This window comes from Burkholderia sp. 22PA0099, assembly GCF_047497165.1.
Taxonomy (GTDB): Bacteria; Pseudomonadota; Gammaproteobacteria; order Burkholderiales; family Burkholderiaceae; genus Burkholderia.
In genome coordinates, this window is sequence record NZ_CP163165.1 from 41,432 (window position 1) to 56,880 (window position 15,449).

The 15,449-nt window shown below is 65.4% G+C and carries 18 protein-coding genes; 9 read left to right on the plus strand and 9 right to left on the minus strand.

Features of this window, described 5'->3' with window-relative positions; translation table 11 throughout:
- Window positions 1-12: 12 nt before the first annotated feature.
- The 4 genes from AB4851_RS15425 to AB4851_RS15440 all read right to left on the minus strand — a co-directional run bounded on the left by AB4851_RS15425 (window position 13) and on the right by AB4851_RS15440 (window position 2,346).
- The gene (locus AB4851_RS15425; RefSeq protein ID WP_414450551.1) at window positions 13-372 is read right to left on the minus strand and encodes a c-type cytochrome; all 360 of its coding nucleotides are present in this window, start codon (window positions 370-372) and stop codon (window positions 13-15) included.
- Window positions 369-1,181, minus strand: coding sequence for a BON domain-containing protein (locus AB4851_RS15430; protein WP_414450552.1), 813 nt, complete (start codon window positions 1,179-1,181; stop codon window positions 369-371). Before AB4851_RS15430 ends, AB4851_RS15425 begins: the two co-directional genes overlap by 4 nt.
- Before the next feature lie 19 nt (window positions 1,182-1,200).
- Window positions 1,201-1,785 (minus strand): SIS domain-containing protein, encoded by a 585-nt coding sequence (locus tag AB4851_RS15435; protein ID WP_414450553.1) that lies wholly within the window; start codon window positions 1,783-1,785, stop codon window positions 1,201-1,203.
- 159 nt (window positions 1,786-1,944) lie between these two features.
- The gene (locus tag AB4851_RS15440; RefSeq protein ID WP_414451865.1) at window positions 1,945-2,346 is read right to left on the minus strand and encodes a YraN family protein; all 402 of its coding nucleotides are present in this window, start codon (window positions 2,344-2,346) and stop codon (window positions 1,945-1,947) included.
- A 310-nt stretch (window positions 2,347-2,656) separates the two neighbouring features.
- Here AB4851_RS15440 and rsmI point away from each other — a divergent pair, with 310 nt between their 5' ends.
- Window positions 2,657-3,535 (plus strand): 16S rRNA (cytidine(1402)-2'-O)-methyltransferase, encoded by an 879-nt coding sequence (gene rsmI / locus AB4851_RS15445; RefSeq protein ID WP_414450554.1) that lies wholly within the window; start codon window positions 2,657-2,659, stop codon window positions 3,533-3,535.
- Window positions 3,536-3,662: 127 nt separating this feature from the next.
- On the opposite strand, the gene AB4851_RS15450 is transcribed toward rsmI, so the two are convergent.
- Window positions 3,663-4,280 (minus strand): septal ring lytic transglycosylase RlpA family protein, encoded by a 618-nt coding sequence (locus AB4851_RS15450; RefSeq protein ID WP_414450555.1) that lies wholly within the window; start codon window positions 4,278-4,280, stop codon window positions 3,663-3,665.
- 652 nt (window positions 4,281-4,932) lie between these two features.
- Here AB4851_RS15450 and AB4851_RS15455 point away from each other — a divergent pair.
- The 3 genes from AB4851_RS15455 to AB4851_RS15465 all read left to right on the plus strand — a co-directional run bounded on the left by AB4851_RS15455 (window position 4,933) and on the right by AB4851_RS15465 (window position 6,822).
- Entirely contained in the window at window positions 4,933-5,580 is a 648-nt protein-coding gene (locus AB4851_RS15455) for an MBL fold metallo-hydrolase (protein ID WP_414443629.1), read from the plus strand.
- Window positions 5,577-6,206 carry an exonuclease gene (locus tag AB4851_RS15460; RefSeq protein WP_414450556.1) on the plus strand — a complete coding sequence of 210 codons (630 nt, stop codon included), beginning with the start codon at window positions 5,577-5,579 and terminating at the stop codon, window positions 6,204-6,206. The genes AB4851_RS15455 and AB4851_RS15460 overlap by 4 nt, the downstream gene beginning before the upstream one ends.
- Before the next feature lie 157 nt (window positions 6,207-6,363).
- Window positions 6,364-6,822 carry an Lrp/AsnC family transcriptional regulator gene (locus tag AB4851_RS15465; protein ID WP_414443627.1) on the plus strand — a complete coding sequence of 153 codons (459 nt, stop codon included), beginning with the start codon at window positions 6,364-6,366 and terminating at the stop codon, window positions 6,820-6,822.
- 56 nt (window positions 6,823-6,878) lie between these two features.
- On the opposite strand, the gene AB4851_RS15470 is transcribed toward AB4851_RS15465, so the two are convergent.
- The 3 genes from AB4851_RS15470 to AB4851_RS15480 form a co-directional block, all read right to left on the minus strand.
- Window positions 6,879-8,024, minus strand: coding sequence for a cation diffusion facilitator family transporter (locus tag AB4851_RS15470; RefSeq protein WP_414450557.1), 1,146 nt, complete (start codon window positions 8,022-8,024; stop codon window positions 6,879-6,881).
- A 288-nt stretch (window positions 8,025-8,312) separates the two neighbouring features.
- Complete coding sequence (locus AB4851_RS15475) at window positions 8,313-8,606, minus strand: H-NS family nucleoid-associated regulatory protein (RefSeq protein ID WP_414450558.1); 294 nt, start codon at window positions 8,604-8,606, stop codon at window positions 8,313-8,315.
- A gap of 430 nt (window positions 8,607-9,036) precedes the next feature.
- Window positions 9,037-9,693 carry a HugZ family protein gene (locus AB4851_RS15480; RefSeq protein WP_414450559.1) on the minus strand — a complete coding sequence of 219 codons (657 nt, stop codon included), beginning with the start codon at window positions 9,691-9,693 and terminating at the stop codon, window positions 9,037-9,039.
- Window positions 9,694-9,872: 179 nt separating this feature from the next.
- Between AB4851_RS15480 and AB4851_RS15485 the strand changes: the two genes are divergently transcribed.
- Window positions 9,873-11,078 (plus strand): MFS transporter, encoded by a 1,206-nt coding sequence (locus AB4851_RS15485; protein ID WP_414450560.1) that lies wholly within the window; start codon window positions 9,873-9,875, stop codon window positions 11,076-11,078.
- A gap of 103 nt (window positions 11,079-11,181) precedes the next feature.
- Here the strand turns inward: AB4851_RS15485 and AB4851_RS15490 are convergent, their stop codons facing one another.
- On the minus strand, window positions 11,182-12,324 hold the full coding sequence (locus AB4851_RS15490) for a branched-chain amino acid ABC transporter substrate-binding protein (RefSeq protein WP_414443622.1): 1,143 nt from the start codon (window positions 12,322-12,324) through the stop codon (window positions 11,182-11,184).
- Here AB4851_RS15490 and AB4851_RS15495 point away from each other — a divergent pair.
- From AB4851_RS15495 to AB4851_RS15510, 4 genes are all read left to right on the plus strand, one after another.
- Window positions 12,323-12,595 carry a hypothetical protein gene (locus tag AB4851_RS15495; RefSeq protein ID WP_414443621.1) on the plus strand — a complete coding sequence of 91 codons (273 nt, stop codon included), beginning with the start codon at window positions 12,323-12,325 and terminating at the stop codon, window positions 12,593-12,595. The genes AB4851_RS15490 and AB4851_RS15495 overlap by 2 nt on opposite strands.
- Window positions 12,596-12,905: 310 nt before the next feature.
- On the plus strand, window positions 12,906-13,598 hold the full coding sequence (locus tag AB4851_RS15500) for a dienelactone hydrolase family protein (protein WP_414450561.1): 693 nt from the start codon (window positions 12,906-12,908) through the stop codon (window positions 13,596-13,598).
- Window positions 13,599-13,795: 197 nt separating this feature from the next.
- Complete coding sequence (locus tag AB4851_RS15505; protein ID WP_414450562.1) at window positions 13,796-15,058, plus strand: type II toxin-antitoxin system HipA family toxin; 1,263 nt, start codon at window positions 13,796-13,798, stop codon at window positions 15,056-15,058.
- A 16-nt stretch (window positions 15,059-15,074) separates the two neighbouring features.
- Window positions 15,075-15,380 (plus strand): helix-turn-helix domain-containing protein, encoded by a 306-nt coding sequence (locus tag AB4851_RS15510; protein ID WP_414443618.1) that lies wholly within the window; start codon window positions 15,075-15,077, stop codon window positions 15,378-15,380.
- The last annotated feature ends 69 nt before the right edge of the window (window positions 15,381-15,449 follow it).

The window sequence follows — 15,449 nt, forward strand, 5'->3', positions numbered from 1 at the left end:
GAACCGTTTCGATCAGTTCGACGGCGCGCCGGCCAGCACCCATTTGACGACGGCCTTCACGTCGGCGTCGCTCATGCCGGGATGCGCCGGCATCGGGATCACGCCCCACACACCGGAGCCGCCGTCGCGCACCTTCTTCTCGAGCTTGGCCGACGCGGCCGGATCGTTCTTGTAGCGCGCGGCGATGTCCTTGAACGACGGCCCGACGAGCTTGCGGTCGACCGCGTGGCAGCCCATGCAGGCGTTGCCGCGCGCGACGCGCAGGCCATCGTCGGCAGCCTGCGCAGCGGGCGCGGCCAACAGGCCCGCGCCCAGCGCGAGCGTGGTGACGGCCCATGCCGCCGCGTGGCGAACGGTGCGGCGAACGCTCATTGCTTCACCGCCTTCGCGTTGCCCGGATGCACGTTCGGCGAGCTCGTCACCGGTGCGGGCGCCTGCGACTGCAGCGGCGTGGCGCTGACGCTCGAATCGGGCACCGCGCCCACGGTCGGGCCGACATCGACGGCCGCCGGCGGGATCTGCGTCACGCCGGGGTCGCTGGCGGGTGCGCTCGACGAGGTCAGGGCCGGCGAGTCGGCCGGCTTGATGTACTGGAACACCTTCACCACCTGCAGGACGCCCGGCACGCGGCTGGCCGCGTCGGCGCCGATGTTGCCTTCGTCGACGGTCACGAGGCCCATCAGGTAGACGTTGCCGCGCTCGCACACCACCTTGAAGTTGTTCGCCGAAATGCCCTTCTCGCCCACCAGCGCCGACTTCACGCGGCCTTCGAGATACGAATCGTTGGTGCGGTCGGACAGCGACGTGGCCGGTTGCAGCGCCAGCTCGTTGACGATCGCGTTGACGTTGTTGATGGCGCGGACGATTTCCTCGGCGCGCTGCTTCGACGCATTGTTCGACACCTCGCCGGTCAGCAGCACGCGGCGGTTGAACACCGTCACGGCGACGTGTGCGTCGTCGGGCAGGCCGCTGCGCAACTGCGAGGCCGCCTTGAGCTGGATCTCGCGATCTTCCGTCTGCGTGCCGAGCGTGCGGCGGTCGGTTGCGATCAACGCGCCGCCGCTGGCTGCGGCGCCCACCACGGCCAGCACGCACCCCTGCAGCGAAACGGCCAGGCCGGCCGACAACGCGATCATCAACGTGGTTCTCACAAGCGTCTGTCCAACGCGGCGGGTAATCATCGACAAGCTCTCCTTCGAATCAGTCTTCGCCCAGCAGCATCGCGTCGATGCCGTCGCACAGGCAGTGGATGGTCAGCAGATGGACTTCCTGGATGCGCAGCGCCCGGTCGGACGGCACGCCGATATAGATATCCGTGTCGGACAGCGCGGCGGCCAGCGCGCCGTCGCGGCCGGCCAGCGCGATCACGGTGATTTCGCGTTCGCCCGCCTCGGCGGCGGCGGCAAGAATGCGCGGCGAATCGCCGGCCGGATCGATGACCACCAGCACGTCGCCGGTCTGGCCGAGCGCGCGCACCTGCTGCGCAAAGATCTGGTCGGCAGCGTCACCGCTCGTGAACGGGCCGGCGCGGCTCGCATCGGTGGCAAGCGCGAGGCCCGGCAGGCTGGGCCGTTCGCGCTCGAAGCCGCCGACCAGCGCGTTGGCAAGCCGTTCCGCCGCAGCGGCCGAGGGGCCGTCGCCGCAGACGAGAATCTTGTTGCCGTTCGCGAGCGCCATGAACATCGCGTCGACGGCGGCTGCGATCGGCAGCGACAGCGCATCGAGCACCTCGAGCGCGAGCGCCGCGTTGTCGCGGATATGTTGCTGAATACGTTCGACTGACATCGTCCTATCGCGTGTAGCGTGAAACCCGGGAAGAAGCGCGCGGCAAGCCGCGCGGTAGCGTGGGTGCGGCGAGTTTACCGCACTCCAGGGCCGCCACCGCCGCGTCCTTTACAACTCGACACAAGAACCGGGCACGAAACACGCAGGGCGCACGGCCGGCTAGGTGTCGTCGGCGCGAAACGCGTCGCGCAGCCAGATCAGTTGCCCGGCCTCGAACGCCACCACGTCGAAGCGGCACGCGCTGCTTCCTCCGAAGCGCGCCCACACCGCGCGCGCCGCCGCCACGAGACGCCGCCGCTTGTGCGGCCCGATGCTGGCGAGCGCGCCGCCATGCCGGCCATGACGGCGCGCGCGTACCTCGACGAACACCAGCGTGCCGTCGCGCTCGCGCATCACGAGATCGAGTTCACCGCCGCGCACCACCAGGTTCGCCGCGACGAAAACCAATTGCCGACGTTCGAGAAAGCGCCGCGCCTGCCATTCGAACCGGGCGCCGACGCGCTTCGAACCGGGGTGTCCGGACGTGTCCTCGGCCACCGCGTCGATCACGTTGTCAGCCATTGCGCCGGCCTTCGGTATGCGGCCCTCCGCATACGCCACCTCGCCCGCACCATCAGCCATTTCGCCGACCTTCGGCCTGCCGCCCTTCACATTCGCCACCTCGCCAAAATCCTCAACCGTTTCGCCGACCTCCGGCCTGCCGCCCCTCGCATTCGCCACCTCGCCAAAATCCTCAGCCATTTCGCCGACCTCCGGCCTGCCGCCCCGCGCATTCCCCGCCTCGTCCGAGTCCCCGCACGGTTGCGCCGCGCCCGCGTGGCACAATGCGTGGCTTGTCCCGCCCGCCGCGCGTTTGCGCATCCGTTCCGCCATGACTTCCCTCCTCGATCTCGCCCAATCGCAGCACTTCCCGACCGGTGCGCTCTACGTGGTCGCGACGCCGATCGGCAATACCGCCGACATCACCGTGCGCGCGCTGCATGTGCTCGGGCTCGTGGATCGCATCGCGGCCGAGGACACGCGCAACACCGGCCAGTTGCTCGCGCGCTACGACATCTCGAAGCCGCTCCTGGCCGTGCACCAGCACAACGAGCGCGAGGCCGCCGGCCGCGTGGTCGAACTGCTGCGCGCGGGCGAGCGCATCGCCTACGTGTCGGACGCCGGCACGCCCGGCATTTCCGACCCGGGCGCGAAGCTGGTGGACGCGGTGCGCGCCGCGGCGCTGCCAGTGGTGCCGCTGCCCGGCGCGAACGCAGCGGCGGCCGCCGTCAGCATCGCCGGCGACTGGGCCGGCCCGTTCACCTTCGCGGGCTTCCTGCCGCCCAAGCCGAAGCAGCGCGCCACCGCGCTCGAACCGCTGAAAGCGCACCCCTACGCGCTGGTGTTCTACGAAGCGCCGCACCGCATCGTCGAAACGGTCGAGGCGCTGGCGCAGGCGTTCGGCGGCGAGCGCCAGCTGTTGATCGGCCGTGAGCTGACCAAATTACATGAGGACGTGTTCGTCGGCACCCTGGCCGAAGGGCCAGCGTGGCTGGCCGCCGATGCGAATCGCCAGCGCGGCGAATTCGTGCTGGTCGTGCAGGGCGCGCCCGTGCAGACGGACGACGACGATCCGCACGCGCACGATGCGCTGCTCAAGCTGCTGCTGTCGGAAGTGCCGGTGAAAAGTGCGGCAAAGCTGGCGGCCGCGATGACGGGCGCATCGCGCAACACGCTCTATGCGCGAGCGCTGGAACTGAAGGAAGACTGAGGGAAACCGGACGCAGCGCGAACGCGCGGCGCATCACATCTCTCGGCGTGACCGATGTCACGCCGTATCTGGAAACTGCCTGGAATGCATGGGCCAAGCGGCGCCGGGAAGCGGGCTCGCCTGACGCTCAGTGCGTGGTGATGTTAGACGCCACCATCTCGTCACGCGCAACGCGCGCCTGTTCCGGCGACAAACCGACGATCTTCACGCGCGCCGTGCCGGCCTTCACCACGCCGATCAACTTGGCTGCCGCATACGACAGATCGAGCACGCGGCCCCGCGCGAACGGGCCGCGATCGTTGATCTTCACGACCACCGATTTGCCGTTCGACTGATTGATGACCTTCACGTACGACGACAGCGGCAGCGTGCGATGCGCCGCGGTCAATTCGTTCATGTCGAAGCGCTCGCCGTTCGCGGTGCGCTTGCCGTGGAAGGCGCGGCCGTACCACGAGGCCCGGCCCGTCTGACGGAAGTCGGAGGCATCGGCCGCGTCGATCGGCTTTGCATCGGCCAGCGATGCGCGCTTGGCGTCGTCGGTGTCGGTGGCCGGCATGGTGGCCAGCGCCGAATCGAAATTCGCCTGCTTGTTGTCGTCGTCGGCTGCTGCGGCGGAAGCCGTGCGCAGCGCATCCTTCGGGTTGCCGTTGCTGGACGCCTGATCGGCGGTCGGCGGCATGGCACACCCGGTGAGCGCTGCCACCATCACTACTGAACCGAGTTGCCTCGGCAATCGAAATTTCATCGACGTGTCGCCTATGGGTGCGGGCCGCGCAACTGCTGATGAGGCGGCCCGGACGGATATGCGCGCACGCGCCTGCTCCTTGCGAGCAAGCGGCTTGCACTGGTGCGGCTGTCGTACTTGCCGCGACCGTCCTGATTAGCTTTCACGTCTGGCGCAGCCTATCCCCGGCAGCCTGGCCAGACCCCAAATGCCGCCATCGAACATGACAGGCAGTTCGCACGCGTCGCGGTAAACCCAACGCGCAGGAACGGCGGCATAGGCCTCATCCGGCATGCGGCAGCATGGCCGCGGCGGGTATTCGTAACACCCGGCCGGACAAGACGTGAGCACCGATTGATCGGTACTGAGATGCGCCGCCGAAACAGCCGGCGGCTAGTGCATTGACGGCGCGACGGCCCGTTTTGCGGTGCCTTGACGCCTGCTTGAACACGTGGATGAACCACGCACAATGGACGGCATTATACATAAATGAAATTAGTCACCCGGAAATCGGCCTGGCCCCTTGATTGATTCTCACTATGATGCAATCCCGGGCACACCCGCCGTGGCGGCCCGCTGCGCCTGTTCGGCCTTGCCCGTTCGGCCAGCGCACGGCACGCGCGGGCGGACGAGCCAGTACAATCGAGCCTTTCCCGCCTTACGTACCAACCCCATGAAAGTCACGTTGATACCGGTCACGCCGTTCCAGCAGAACTGCTCGCTGATCGTCTGCGAAAAGACGGGCCGCGCCGCCGTCGTCGATCCGGGCGGCGATCTCGACGTGATCCGCGGCGAGGTCGAGCGGCAAAACGCCCAGGTCGAGAAGGTGCTCGTCACGCACGGCCACATCGATCACTGCGCCGGCGCGAAGGCGCTCGCCGAGCATTACGGCGTGCCGATCGAAGGCCCGCAGGAAGATGAACGTTTCTGGATCGAGCAGTTGCCCGCGCAAGGGCAGCGCTTCGGCTTCAGCGGCGATGCCCAGGTGTTCGAGCCGAACCGCTGGCTGGTCGACGGCGACACGCTCACGGTCGGCGAAGAAACGCTCGAGGTCTATCACTGCCCCGGCCACACGCCGGGCCACGTGGTGTTCTTCAGCCGCGAACATCGGCTGGCGATCGTCGGCGACGTGCTGTTCGCCGGCTCGATCGGCCGCACCGATTTCCCGCGCGGCAATCATGAAGATCTGCTGCGCTCGATCCGCGAAAAGCTCTGGCCGCTCGGCGACGACGTCACGTTCGTGCCGGGCCACGGCCCGGTGTCGACGTTCGGCCAGGAGCGCGAAACCAATCCGTTCGTGTCGGACCGGAGGTTCGGATGAGCGGCGAGATCTACGTCAGCACCGACGTCGAGGCCGATGGCCCGATCCCCGGCCCGCACTCGATGCTGAGTTTCGCCTCGGCGGCATTCACCGAAGACAAGCAGTTGATCGCCACGTTCTCGGCGAATCTCGACACGCTGCCCGGCGCGACCGCGCATCCGGTGCAGGAAGCCTGGTGGAAGACCCAGCCCGAAGCCTGGGCCGCCTGCCGGAAGGATTTGCAGGCGCCCGAGGCGGCGCTGATCGCCTATGTCGAATGGGTCGAGGCGCTGCCCGGCAAGCCGGTGTTCGTGGCGATGCCGGCCGGCTTCGATTTCACGTACATGTTCTGGTACATGATGCGGTTCGCGGGGCGCTGCCCGTTCTCGTGGTCCGCGCTCGACATCAAGACGCTGGCCTTCGCGCTGACCGGCCTGCCCTATCGCAAGGCGATCAAGCCGCGCTTCCCGAAGCACTGGTTCGACGATCACCCGCACACGCACGTCGCGCTCGACGATGCGATCGAACAGGGCGCGCTGTTCTGCAACATGCTGGCCGACCTGCGCGTGCGGCAAGCGGCGTTCGACCAGGCCGCGGGCGCCGGCACGAATGCCCCGGCTGCCTCAGCCGGCCCGGCCGCTAAATAAAACGCGCGCCATGCGCGATCCGATGCGGCGGAGCGGTGAAAATCACCCGTTCCGCCGGCATCACGAAGCAAAATTCCCTCGCATCCGCGACATCCATTGCACGAGTTTTCTTGCACCACTACCATGAGGCGTTCCAGCCGCCCTCCGGGAGACGCAGGTGATACTCGATTCGTTTTCGCAAAAAATCCTTCGCCTGTTGCAGCTCGACGCGCGGCGTTCGGTGCAGGAAATCTCGGATCAAGTGGGCCTGTCGAGCACGCCGTGCTGGCGCCGCATCAAGGACATGGAGCAGGCGGGGGTGATCCAGCGCTACACGGCGCTGCTCGATCGCGAAAAGCTCGGCCTGCACGTGTGCGCACTCGCGCATGTGCACCTGACGCGCCACAACGAGGGCGGCGTCGAGCAGTTCGAGCGCGAGATCGCGACCTGCCCCGAAGTGACCGAGTGCTACAGCACCACCGGCGAGGCCGACTACATCCTCAAGATCGTCGCGCCCGACATCAAGGCCTACGACGTCTTCCTGCACGAACGGATCTTCAAAATTCCGGCCGTTTCACAGGTCCGCACGAGCGTCGTGCTGCGCGAAATCAAATTCGATACGCAACTGCCGCTTTGACGGCGATCGGGCCGAGATAGCCGATCGCACACGGAACGCGGCCTCCTCCGTCGCGGTCATGAGCGGCGTGGGTCGCCGGCCAGCACCCGCGCAATGTCGAGTCGCCGCGCGCCGAGCCGCTCGCGCAACGCGGCGGCATCGATCGATGCCGGATCGCTCGCCACCGTCAGGTCGATCTCGAGGCCGGTGCTCAGGTAATGCAGTTGTATCGACGTCGCATGCACGCCGAGTTCGCGCAGCGCGGCATGAATCCGCGCTTCCACCTCGGCGCGCGCCGGCAAGGCCAGCGCCGGGCGGCGCCAGACCGTATCGTTCTCCGGGTCGACGTGAATCAGCGCATCGAGCACGCGCGGGTCGTCGAGCACGCGAGCGCGCGCCGTCTCCGCGATCCAATGCCCTTCCGACACCGAAATCATCGGGTCGACCAGGATGTGCGCATCCACCAGCGCCGCATCGCCCATCTTGCGAGTGCGCAATTCGTGGACGTCGCGCACGCCGGGCGTCGCCACCAGCAGCGCGCGAATCTCGTCGGCGGCCTTGGCGTCGAGCGCGCGATCCGAGAGATCCTGCAAGGCGTCCCAGCCGAACGTCCAGCCCATGCGCGCAACCATGAAGCCGACGATGGCCGCCGCGATCGGGTCGAGCAGCCTGACGCCGGCCAGGCTGCCGACGATGCCGATCGCCACCACCAGCGACGACGCCGCGTCGGAGCGCGCATGCCACGCATTCGCAACCAGCAGCGCCGAACGCACGCGCCGCGCCTCGCGCAACATGTAGCGGAACAACGCTTCCTTCGATACCACTACCAACGCGGCGACCGCGAGCGCCACCGCATGCACGGGCGGAATCGCATCGAGATTCACCAAGCGCTCGCCGGCACGCAACAGCATGCCGATACCGACGGCAATCAGAATGCCGCCGAGTAATAAGGAAGCGACGGTTTCGTATCGGCTGTGGCCGTAATTGTGATCGGCGTCGGGCTTGGCGCCGCTATGCCGATTGGCGAACAGCACGATGAAATCCGAGATCAGGTCGGACAGGGAATGCACGCCGTCGGCAATCAAGGCCTGCGAATGGCCGATTACCCCGACCGCGATCTGCAATGCGGCCAGCACCACATTGAGCGCAATGCTGACGCCGGTGCTCTTGCGCGCCACCGCATGCTTTTCTTCATCGGACACATCAGCGGTAAATATGGCCATGATTACCAATGCAATCAGTAATTCTTAGATTTCATCAAGCAGGCCGTGTCCGTCTGCTGACGCACTTAGGAAAAACCCGGCAAATCAGGTGCTTATGGATCGCCTCGAAAGAGCGATGCGCCACACCGTGCGATTAGCCCCGCGATCATGCAGCCAATTGGCTAGTCATGATGCATCCCCATTTTGTTCAATAGCGCAACAAAAAGGCCATGCACTCCTTTGACGGAGTGAATGGCCCTTGCTTTTCTTAAGACAGACTTAAGCCGTCTTAACGTGCTGCATCGACACTCAGATCGCGAATTGCTCGCGATCCTTACCGGCGATCCAACGCGGCGGCTTACCACGACCCGACCAGGTCGAACCCGATTCGGGATCGCGGTATTTCGCTGCAACACCGGCGCGCACGCGGCCAGCCTTGACTGCCTTGGTGCGGCTGAGGCCCAGGTCGGCCAGCGAGAAACCGTAATCGGAGATCTTCTGCTTCACATCATTGAGGACCTCGGTATATTCGCTCGCCTTGGCTTCCTCGATCTGCTTCTCCAGCTTTTCTCGCTGCGCGAGAAGGTCCTTGTAAGAAGACATATATTTCCTTTTCTCTGACTAAACGGAGCCGGTCTGTGCCGGCTAACCCATTTTCATGTATTGATGCCTCGGATTATGGAGCCAGAGGTTAGCACAAAAATCAAACGTGGGAATCGCCGTGTACGCAAATATGTGTGCAAGATTGTGATTAATCGCGAACGCGCCAACCGCCTGCTCGGCAATTCAATTACCGCTTAAATGATTGACACAATCGATTAGGTGGGAATGGTTCATATATTCATACTTTCAGGCCACGCAACGGGCACGACTTTCTCGTTTGAAAGTTGTCATCGAGCGAGAGGTTAGCTAAAAACCATGCGCTATTGGATGCACCGAAAAAGTGCGAAAGCTTGCTGAATACTTACTTCGGCCCCGCTAAGGCTACACAAAAAGATACGCCGACGTTTTTCAGAAATGTCGCAATTCGCTTTCAGGACAAGCTCAATCCGGCCGCCGCGGTATGCAGAGAAGCCGCCAATTGATCGAAATCGGTGGCCGCATCGGCAAACGGCGTGCGCTGCACACGGCCCGCCATTCGCCAGTCGGCGCCATAACGATCCACGCCGGCCAATTCGAATTCGCTGACTTTATTCGGATATAACGCCCAGGCGGCCTGTTCCTCGTCAAACGACAGCGGCGGCAACGCGTCGAGTTGCCGGCCGTCGAGCCAGCCCATCCGGCCAAAGCCGCCAATGAAACGCAGGCGCTCGCAATCGAGTGCCCAAAACGAAAAATCGCCGAGATCGAGATAACGCGCCGCATCGGGGTGATAACGCACATAGCGCGCGGCCAGATGCGGATCACCGTCGACGCGTGCGCAGCGCCCCACCAGCGTCATGCGCTCGGCTTCGAGCACCGCGGCGTCAGCCGCGTCGGCCACCAGCAAGCCCGCGCGGGCATCGTCGACAAGGTTGCGGGTGTGCTCGGCCAGCGCGCTGATCAGCACCACCGGGCGGTGCCGCGCATCGGTCGCATAGGGCACGGCGGTCGGATAAGGAAAGCCGGCCGGCTCGCGCGCCTGCGTCGCGAGCGTGGCGATCTGACGGCGATGCAACAGATGAATCGGCAATTCGACGGAAATATTCATGCAGCTCCCTGGACCGGACGCGCCGAGCGAGGTCGCGCAACCGCCACGACGCTCCGCTAGAATCAAACGCTTGCGCGCATTGTCGCCCATCGCCCTGGCCGGGCGCATCCGCGCCATTCAAAACAACCATCCGTGCGAGCCGGCCGCCCTGCGCCGCATCGCACGTTGCCGAGCTCACCGTGTCCGACCATTCCTCCCGGCTTCCCCCGCTGCCCGCCGCCCATCGCGATCTGTCCGATTCCGCCCGCCGCCGAGCGCGCGCGGCCACCATGGCGCTGTTCTTCATCGCCGGCATGATGTACGCGTCGTGGGGGGTGCACGTGCCGACCGTGCGCGACCGCTTCGCCCTGAGCCCGGCGCTGCTGTCGCTGGCGCTGCTCGCCGTGGCGATCGGCTCGATCGTCGCGATGACGACCAATGCGAAATGGATCGCGCGCGTCGGCACCCGCAGCGCCTGCCTGGCCGGCGGGATCGGCATGTGCGTGTTCGGCGCGCTGATCCTGCTCGCGCCGAGCTATCCGCTGCTGGTGCTGGTGCTGATGCTGTTCGGCTTTTCGATGGCCACGCTCGACGTGGCGATGAACGCCGAGGCGAGCGCCGTCGAAATCGCGTTCGGCCGGCCGATCATCTCGATGCTGCACGGCATGTTCAGCATCGGCGGGATGGCCGGCGCGTTGCTCGGCGGCGCGGCGCTGTCGGCCGGCATGACGCCGGCCGTGCATCTGGCGCTGGCCTCGGCCGTGTGCGCGGTGGTGCTGGTGATCGCCTGCCCGGCCGTGCTGCCGCACGTGCCGCACGAGGAAGCCGCGCACGGCAAATCGGCGAACCGCTGGCGCTCGTCGGCGCTCTGGATGCTCGGCGCGATCGCGCTGGTGTCGCTGATCGCCGAAGGCGCGATGTACGACTGGGCCACCGTATACATGCGCGACGTGGTGGCCGCCACGCCGGCCTTTGCCAGCGCGGCCTACGCGGCGTTCTCGGGCGGCATGGCCACCGGGCGCTTCGCCGGCGATGTGGTGCGCGCGCGCTTCGGCTCGCCGCAACTGGTGTTCGCGAGCGCGAGCCTGGCCTGCGCGGGAATGGTCGGCGCGCTGCTGCTGCCGTATCCCGCGCCCGCGCTGATCGGCTTCATGGTGATGGGCCTCGGCCTCGCCAACATGATGCCGCTGCTGTTCGCCGCCGCCGCGCGCGTCGCCGGCATCTCGCCGGCCGAGGGCCTGGCCCACGTCGCGAGCCTCGCGTATTTCGGCCTGATGTTCGGGCCGGTGGTGATCGGTGGTGTGGCGCAGGCGGCCGGCCTCACGGTCGGCCTGTGGATCGTGGCGCTCTGCGCGGCGATCGTCGCCGTGACCGCACCGAAGGTGATGCGCAAGCTCAACGTCTGACGCAGCCGATCAGATGCCGCGCGGCATGTCGCGGTGTCTTCCGCGCCAAATAAAAAGGGCGCCCGTCTTGCGACGGGCGCCCTTTACCCCCTGTGACCGCAGCTTACATCTTGACTTGGTCGAGGAACGTCTTCTTGCCGCCCTTGTAGTCGTACAGCGAGATCACGCCGTGCTTCAGGTCGCCCTTCGAGTCGAACACGGTTTCACCGATCACGCCCTTGTAGTCCGTCGTCGGCATTTGCGCGAGGATCTTCGCGGCATCGGTCGAGTTCGCACGCTTCATCGCGTCGACGATGATGTACACGGCGTCATACGTGAACGGCGAGTAGATCTGGATCGGCTGGCCGAAACGCTTTTGGTACTTGGCTTGGAATTCCGCGCCGCCCGGCATCTTTTCGAGTGCCGCGCCAGCTTGCGAGCAGACCACGTTCACCGCTGCATCGCCAGCCAGGTCCGACAGCTGTTCCGTACACACGCCGTCGCCGGCCAGGATCTTCGCGCGCAGGCCGAGCTGCTTCGCTTGCTTGGCGAACGGGCCGCCGGTGGCGTCCATGCCGCCGTACATGATCGCGTCCGGATTCTCACCCTTGATCTTGGTCAGAATTGCGCGGAAGTCGACAGCCTTGTCGTTGGTTGCGTCGTGCGAGAGAACCTTCAGGCCGAGCGACTTGGCCTTCTTCTCGAACTCGTTGGCCAGACCCTGACCGTAGGCGGTCGAATCGTCGACCACGGCCACCGACTTGAAGCCCTTCGACTGTGCGTAGTTCGCCAGTGCCGGACCTTGTTGCGCATCGGTCGCGACGACGCGGTACGCCGTCTTGAAGCCTTGCTGCGTGTAGGCCGGGTTGGTTGCCGACGGCGAGATCTGGACGATGCCTGCATCGCTGTAGATCTTCGACGCGGGGATCGTGGTGCCCGAGTTCAGGTGACCGACGACCGCGACGACCTTGTCGTCGACGAGCTTCTGCGCAACCTGCGTGGCGGTACGCGGGTCGGCCGCGTCATCCTGTGCATCGAGCTGGAGGGTGATCTTCTGGCCGCCGACCGTGAGGCCCTTCGCGTTGATTTCTTCAACCGCGAGGCGGGCGCCGTTTTCGTTGTCCTTGCCGAGGTGGGCGATGCCGCCCGTCAACGGTGCGACGTGGCCGATCTTGACGACCTGGTCAGCCGATGCGTTCGTCGCGAACGCCGCAAACACCATCGCCGCCGCGCTGATCGGCAACAGCTTTTGCATCTTGATAGTCATGGAAGTCTCCAGTTTCGATCCAAAAAATGCCATCGCCGGTTCCCCGCTCCATCCCCGGTGTATCCACCATTGGAGTGTCGCCGGCCGCATCTGTCATGCACGTGGCTGCAAGCACGCGAGGTGGACGCTTTTAACGGCCGCACCGCAGTACTTGCGCGCAAGTGTAGGTGATCAAATTAAATTGTGGGATCTTTTTGAAGTAGTGGGAACTCTACCGATGTCGGATGCCCGCGACAGCCTGTATGCCTTCGTGAAAAGCCTTGATGGTTAAGGGTTTCCGCTAATTCATTCCGGACCACGAACGGTTGATTTATTCACCTGTTCAACACCTCGGATAATGTGGAGGATCAATGACTTCCGGCGAAAACAATTCAACCGCATGCCCTCCGGCGCGCCGCTTCGCATAGCACGCGATCGCTTCGCATCGATGTCATGCGGGCACGCCGGATGCGCCCGTCGCACGCTGTTGTTGACCGTGCGCTGACGCGCTGCAACGAAGCCTGAACGATGGCACACTGACGCCGCCCTTTTTCATCGCGGGCGCGCCACCTCCCGCGCGCGTCCCTTGTCTGGAGACCAGCATGACCTCGCAATGGATCGACATTCCCACCGGTAACGAAACGTTCGGCGGCTACCTTGCACTGCCGAAGGGGGGCAAGGGCCCGGCCGTCGTGATCATTCAGGAGATCTTCGGCGTCAACAGCCATATCCGCTCGGTGGCCGATCAATATGCCGCGGCCGGCTACGTGGCGCTCGCGCCGGACGTGTTCTGGCGCACCCAGCCGCGCGTCGAGCTCGGCTACGAAGGCGCCGATCGCGACAAGGGCATCGAGCTGCTGCAAAAGACCGACGTGCATCAGGCCGCGGCCGACATCACCGCTGCCGCCGCCGCGCTGCGCGCACGACCTGAAGTGGACGGCAACGTGGCCGGCATCGGCTACTGCTTCGGCGGCCGGCTCGCCTATCTGGCCGCCGCCTCGGGCGCGTTCGACGTGGCCGTGGCGTATTACGGCGGCGGCATCCAGAATCACCTCGACGTGGCCAACCACGTGACGCAGCCGATCCTGTTCCACTACGCCGGCCTCGATCACGGCATTACGCCGGAACACGTCTCGCAGGTGCAGGCCGCGTTCGCGGGCCGGCCGCATGCCGATTTCCATCTGTATCCGGACGCCGACCACGGCTTCAACTGCAACGTGCGCGCGTCGTACAACCAGCGCGCGGCCGCCCTGGCGCATGGGCGCACGCTGCAGTTCCTGGCCGAGCATCTGTAAACAGAAGGCGTCCTGGCCGGAGCGTCGGCCGGATGACGAGAAGCCCGAGGCACATTGCCTCGGGTTTTTTTATGCGGGCGCGAAACCGAGGGGGGGTCCGGGTTTCGCGTTCATTGCGAATAAAGCTTCTTATAAGATGCCAGATAGCCCGCCATTGACGTTTTATGCTACATTTATGAAGCATAAGGAGCTGATCGATGGATTGCACACTACAAATATGCCTGGCTGGTGATTGGGTCGATTGCGCGGAAATCGAATTCGACGGCGGCCTTTGCCAATGGAACTACGACGTCGGCTACGCGATCGAGCACATGCACGCGCCGATTTCGCTGGCCGCACCCGTCGAGCTCGATATCCACTCGAATCCAACCCTGCCCGCATTCCTCTACGACGTGGTGCCGCAAGGCGCGGGCCGTCGCTTCCTGCTCAGTGAACTGGTGCTCGCCGATGGGCCGGCCGCTGACTTTCCGCTGTTACGCGCGGGCGCCTTCAATCCGATCGGTCGGATTCGCGTGGCCGAAGCCGTTGCGTACTTCGACGCGCACGTCGCGCGGCACCCGGACACGCGCGGCTTGCCGGGCCTGACGATCGACGACGTGGCTGCTCGCGGCGAGGAATTCAAGGAAAGGATGTTCCTGCACGGCATGCTCGGCTCCGGTACGACAGGCATTCAGGGCGCCGCGCCGAAGTATCTGCTGACGCGCGACGAGGCCGGCTTGCTGCATGGCGATGCCGTCCTGGCCGACGCCGATGCGCGCCATCACTTCATCGTCAAGCTCGCACGAGGCAGCAGCGCGGCAGACCGCAAGGTGCTGCACAACGAGGCGGCCTACATGCGCGTGGCCGCAACCCTCGGCATTCGCACGCATGCCGAGCTGCCGGCCCTGCATGGCGACGTGCTGTTCATCCCGCGTTTCGACCGGCGAGTGCGCGACGGCAAGGTCGAACGGCTTCACCAGGAAAGCATCGCGTCGCTGCTCGGGCTTGCCGGCTTCGATGGTCGTCCGAGCCTCTTCGACGTGGTGGCCGGCATCCGCCAGGTCGTCACCGATCCGGCCGCCGAAACACTCGAGTTCATCAAGCGCGACGTGCTCAATCTGGCGATGCGCAACACCGACAATCACGCGCGCAACACGGCCGTGCAGATCGTCGACGGCACGGTGCAACTGACGCCCCTGTTCGATTTCGCGCCGATGTACCTCGACCCCGAAGCGATCTCGCGCACGCTGCGCTGGTACGCGCCCGACACCCGGGCCGAGCTGACGGATTGGCGAAGGATTCTCGACGCACTGCCCGTGCCGGAACCCGAGCGCATCGCGCTGCGCGAGCAACTCGGCCGCTTCGGGCAGCAACTCGAACAGCTCCCCGAAATCATGACCGCGCAGCGCGTCGATGCCGACATCACCGAATTCCTCAAGCCGTCGATCGCCACGCAGGTCCGGCAACTGCAAGCCCTTTGAACCCCGGAGCCCTTCCATGCCGCGCCTGACCCGCCCCAGCCGAGACGAGCAGAACGCCCTGCGCCTGGCCTTCTACGAACAGATCGGCCAAGGCGCCCTGACGCTGCCCGAAGCCATGAAGGCGATGCGCAAGATGACCGGCCTGACGCAAGCCGAATTCGCCGCGCATCGCGGCGTCAGCCGGCGCGTCATTCAGGACATCGAGCGCGGCACCGGCAACCCGACCGTCGAATCGCTGAACAGCATCGCGAAATTGTTCGGCCTGCAGGTCGGGCTGGTGCCGGTCCGGCGCAAGAGCATCACGCCAAGCGCCGTGCGTTGAGCCACGCAAGCCGAAAAAAACGGACCCCGAAAGGTCCGTTTTTTCACCCGGCATCCCGCACCGGCAACC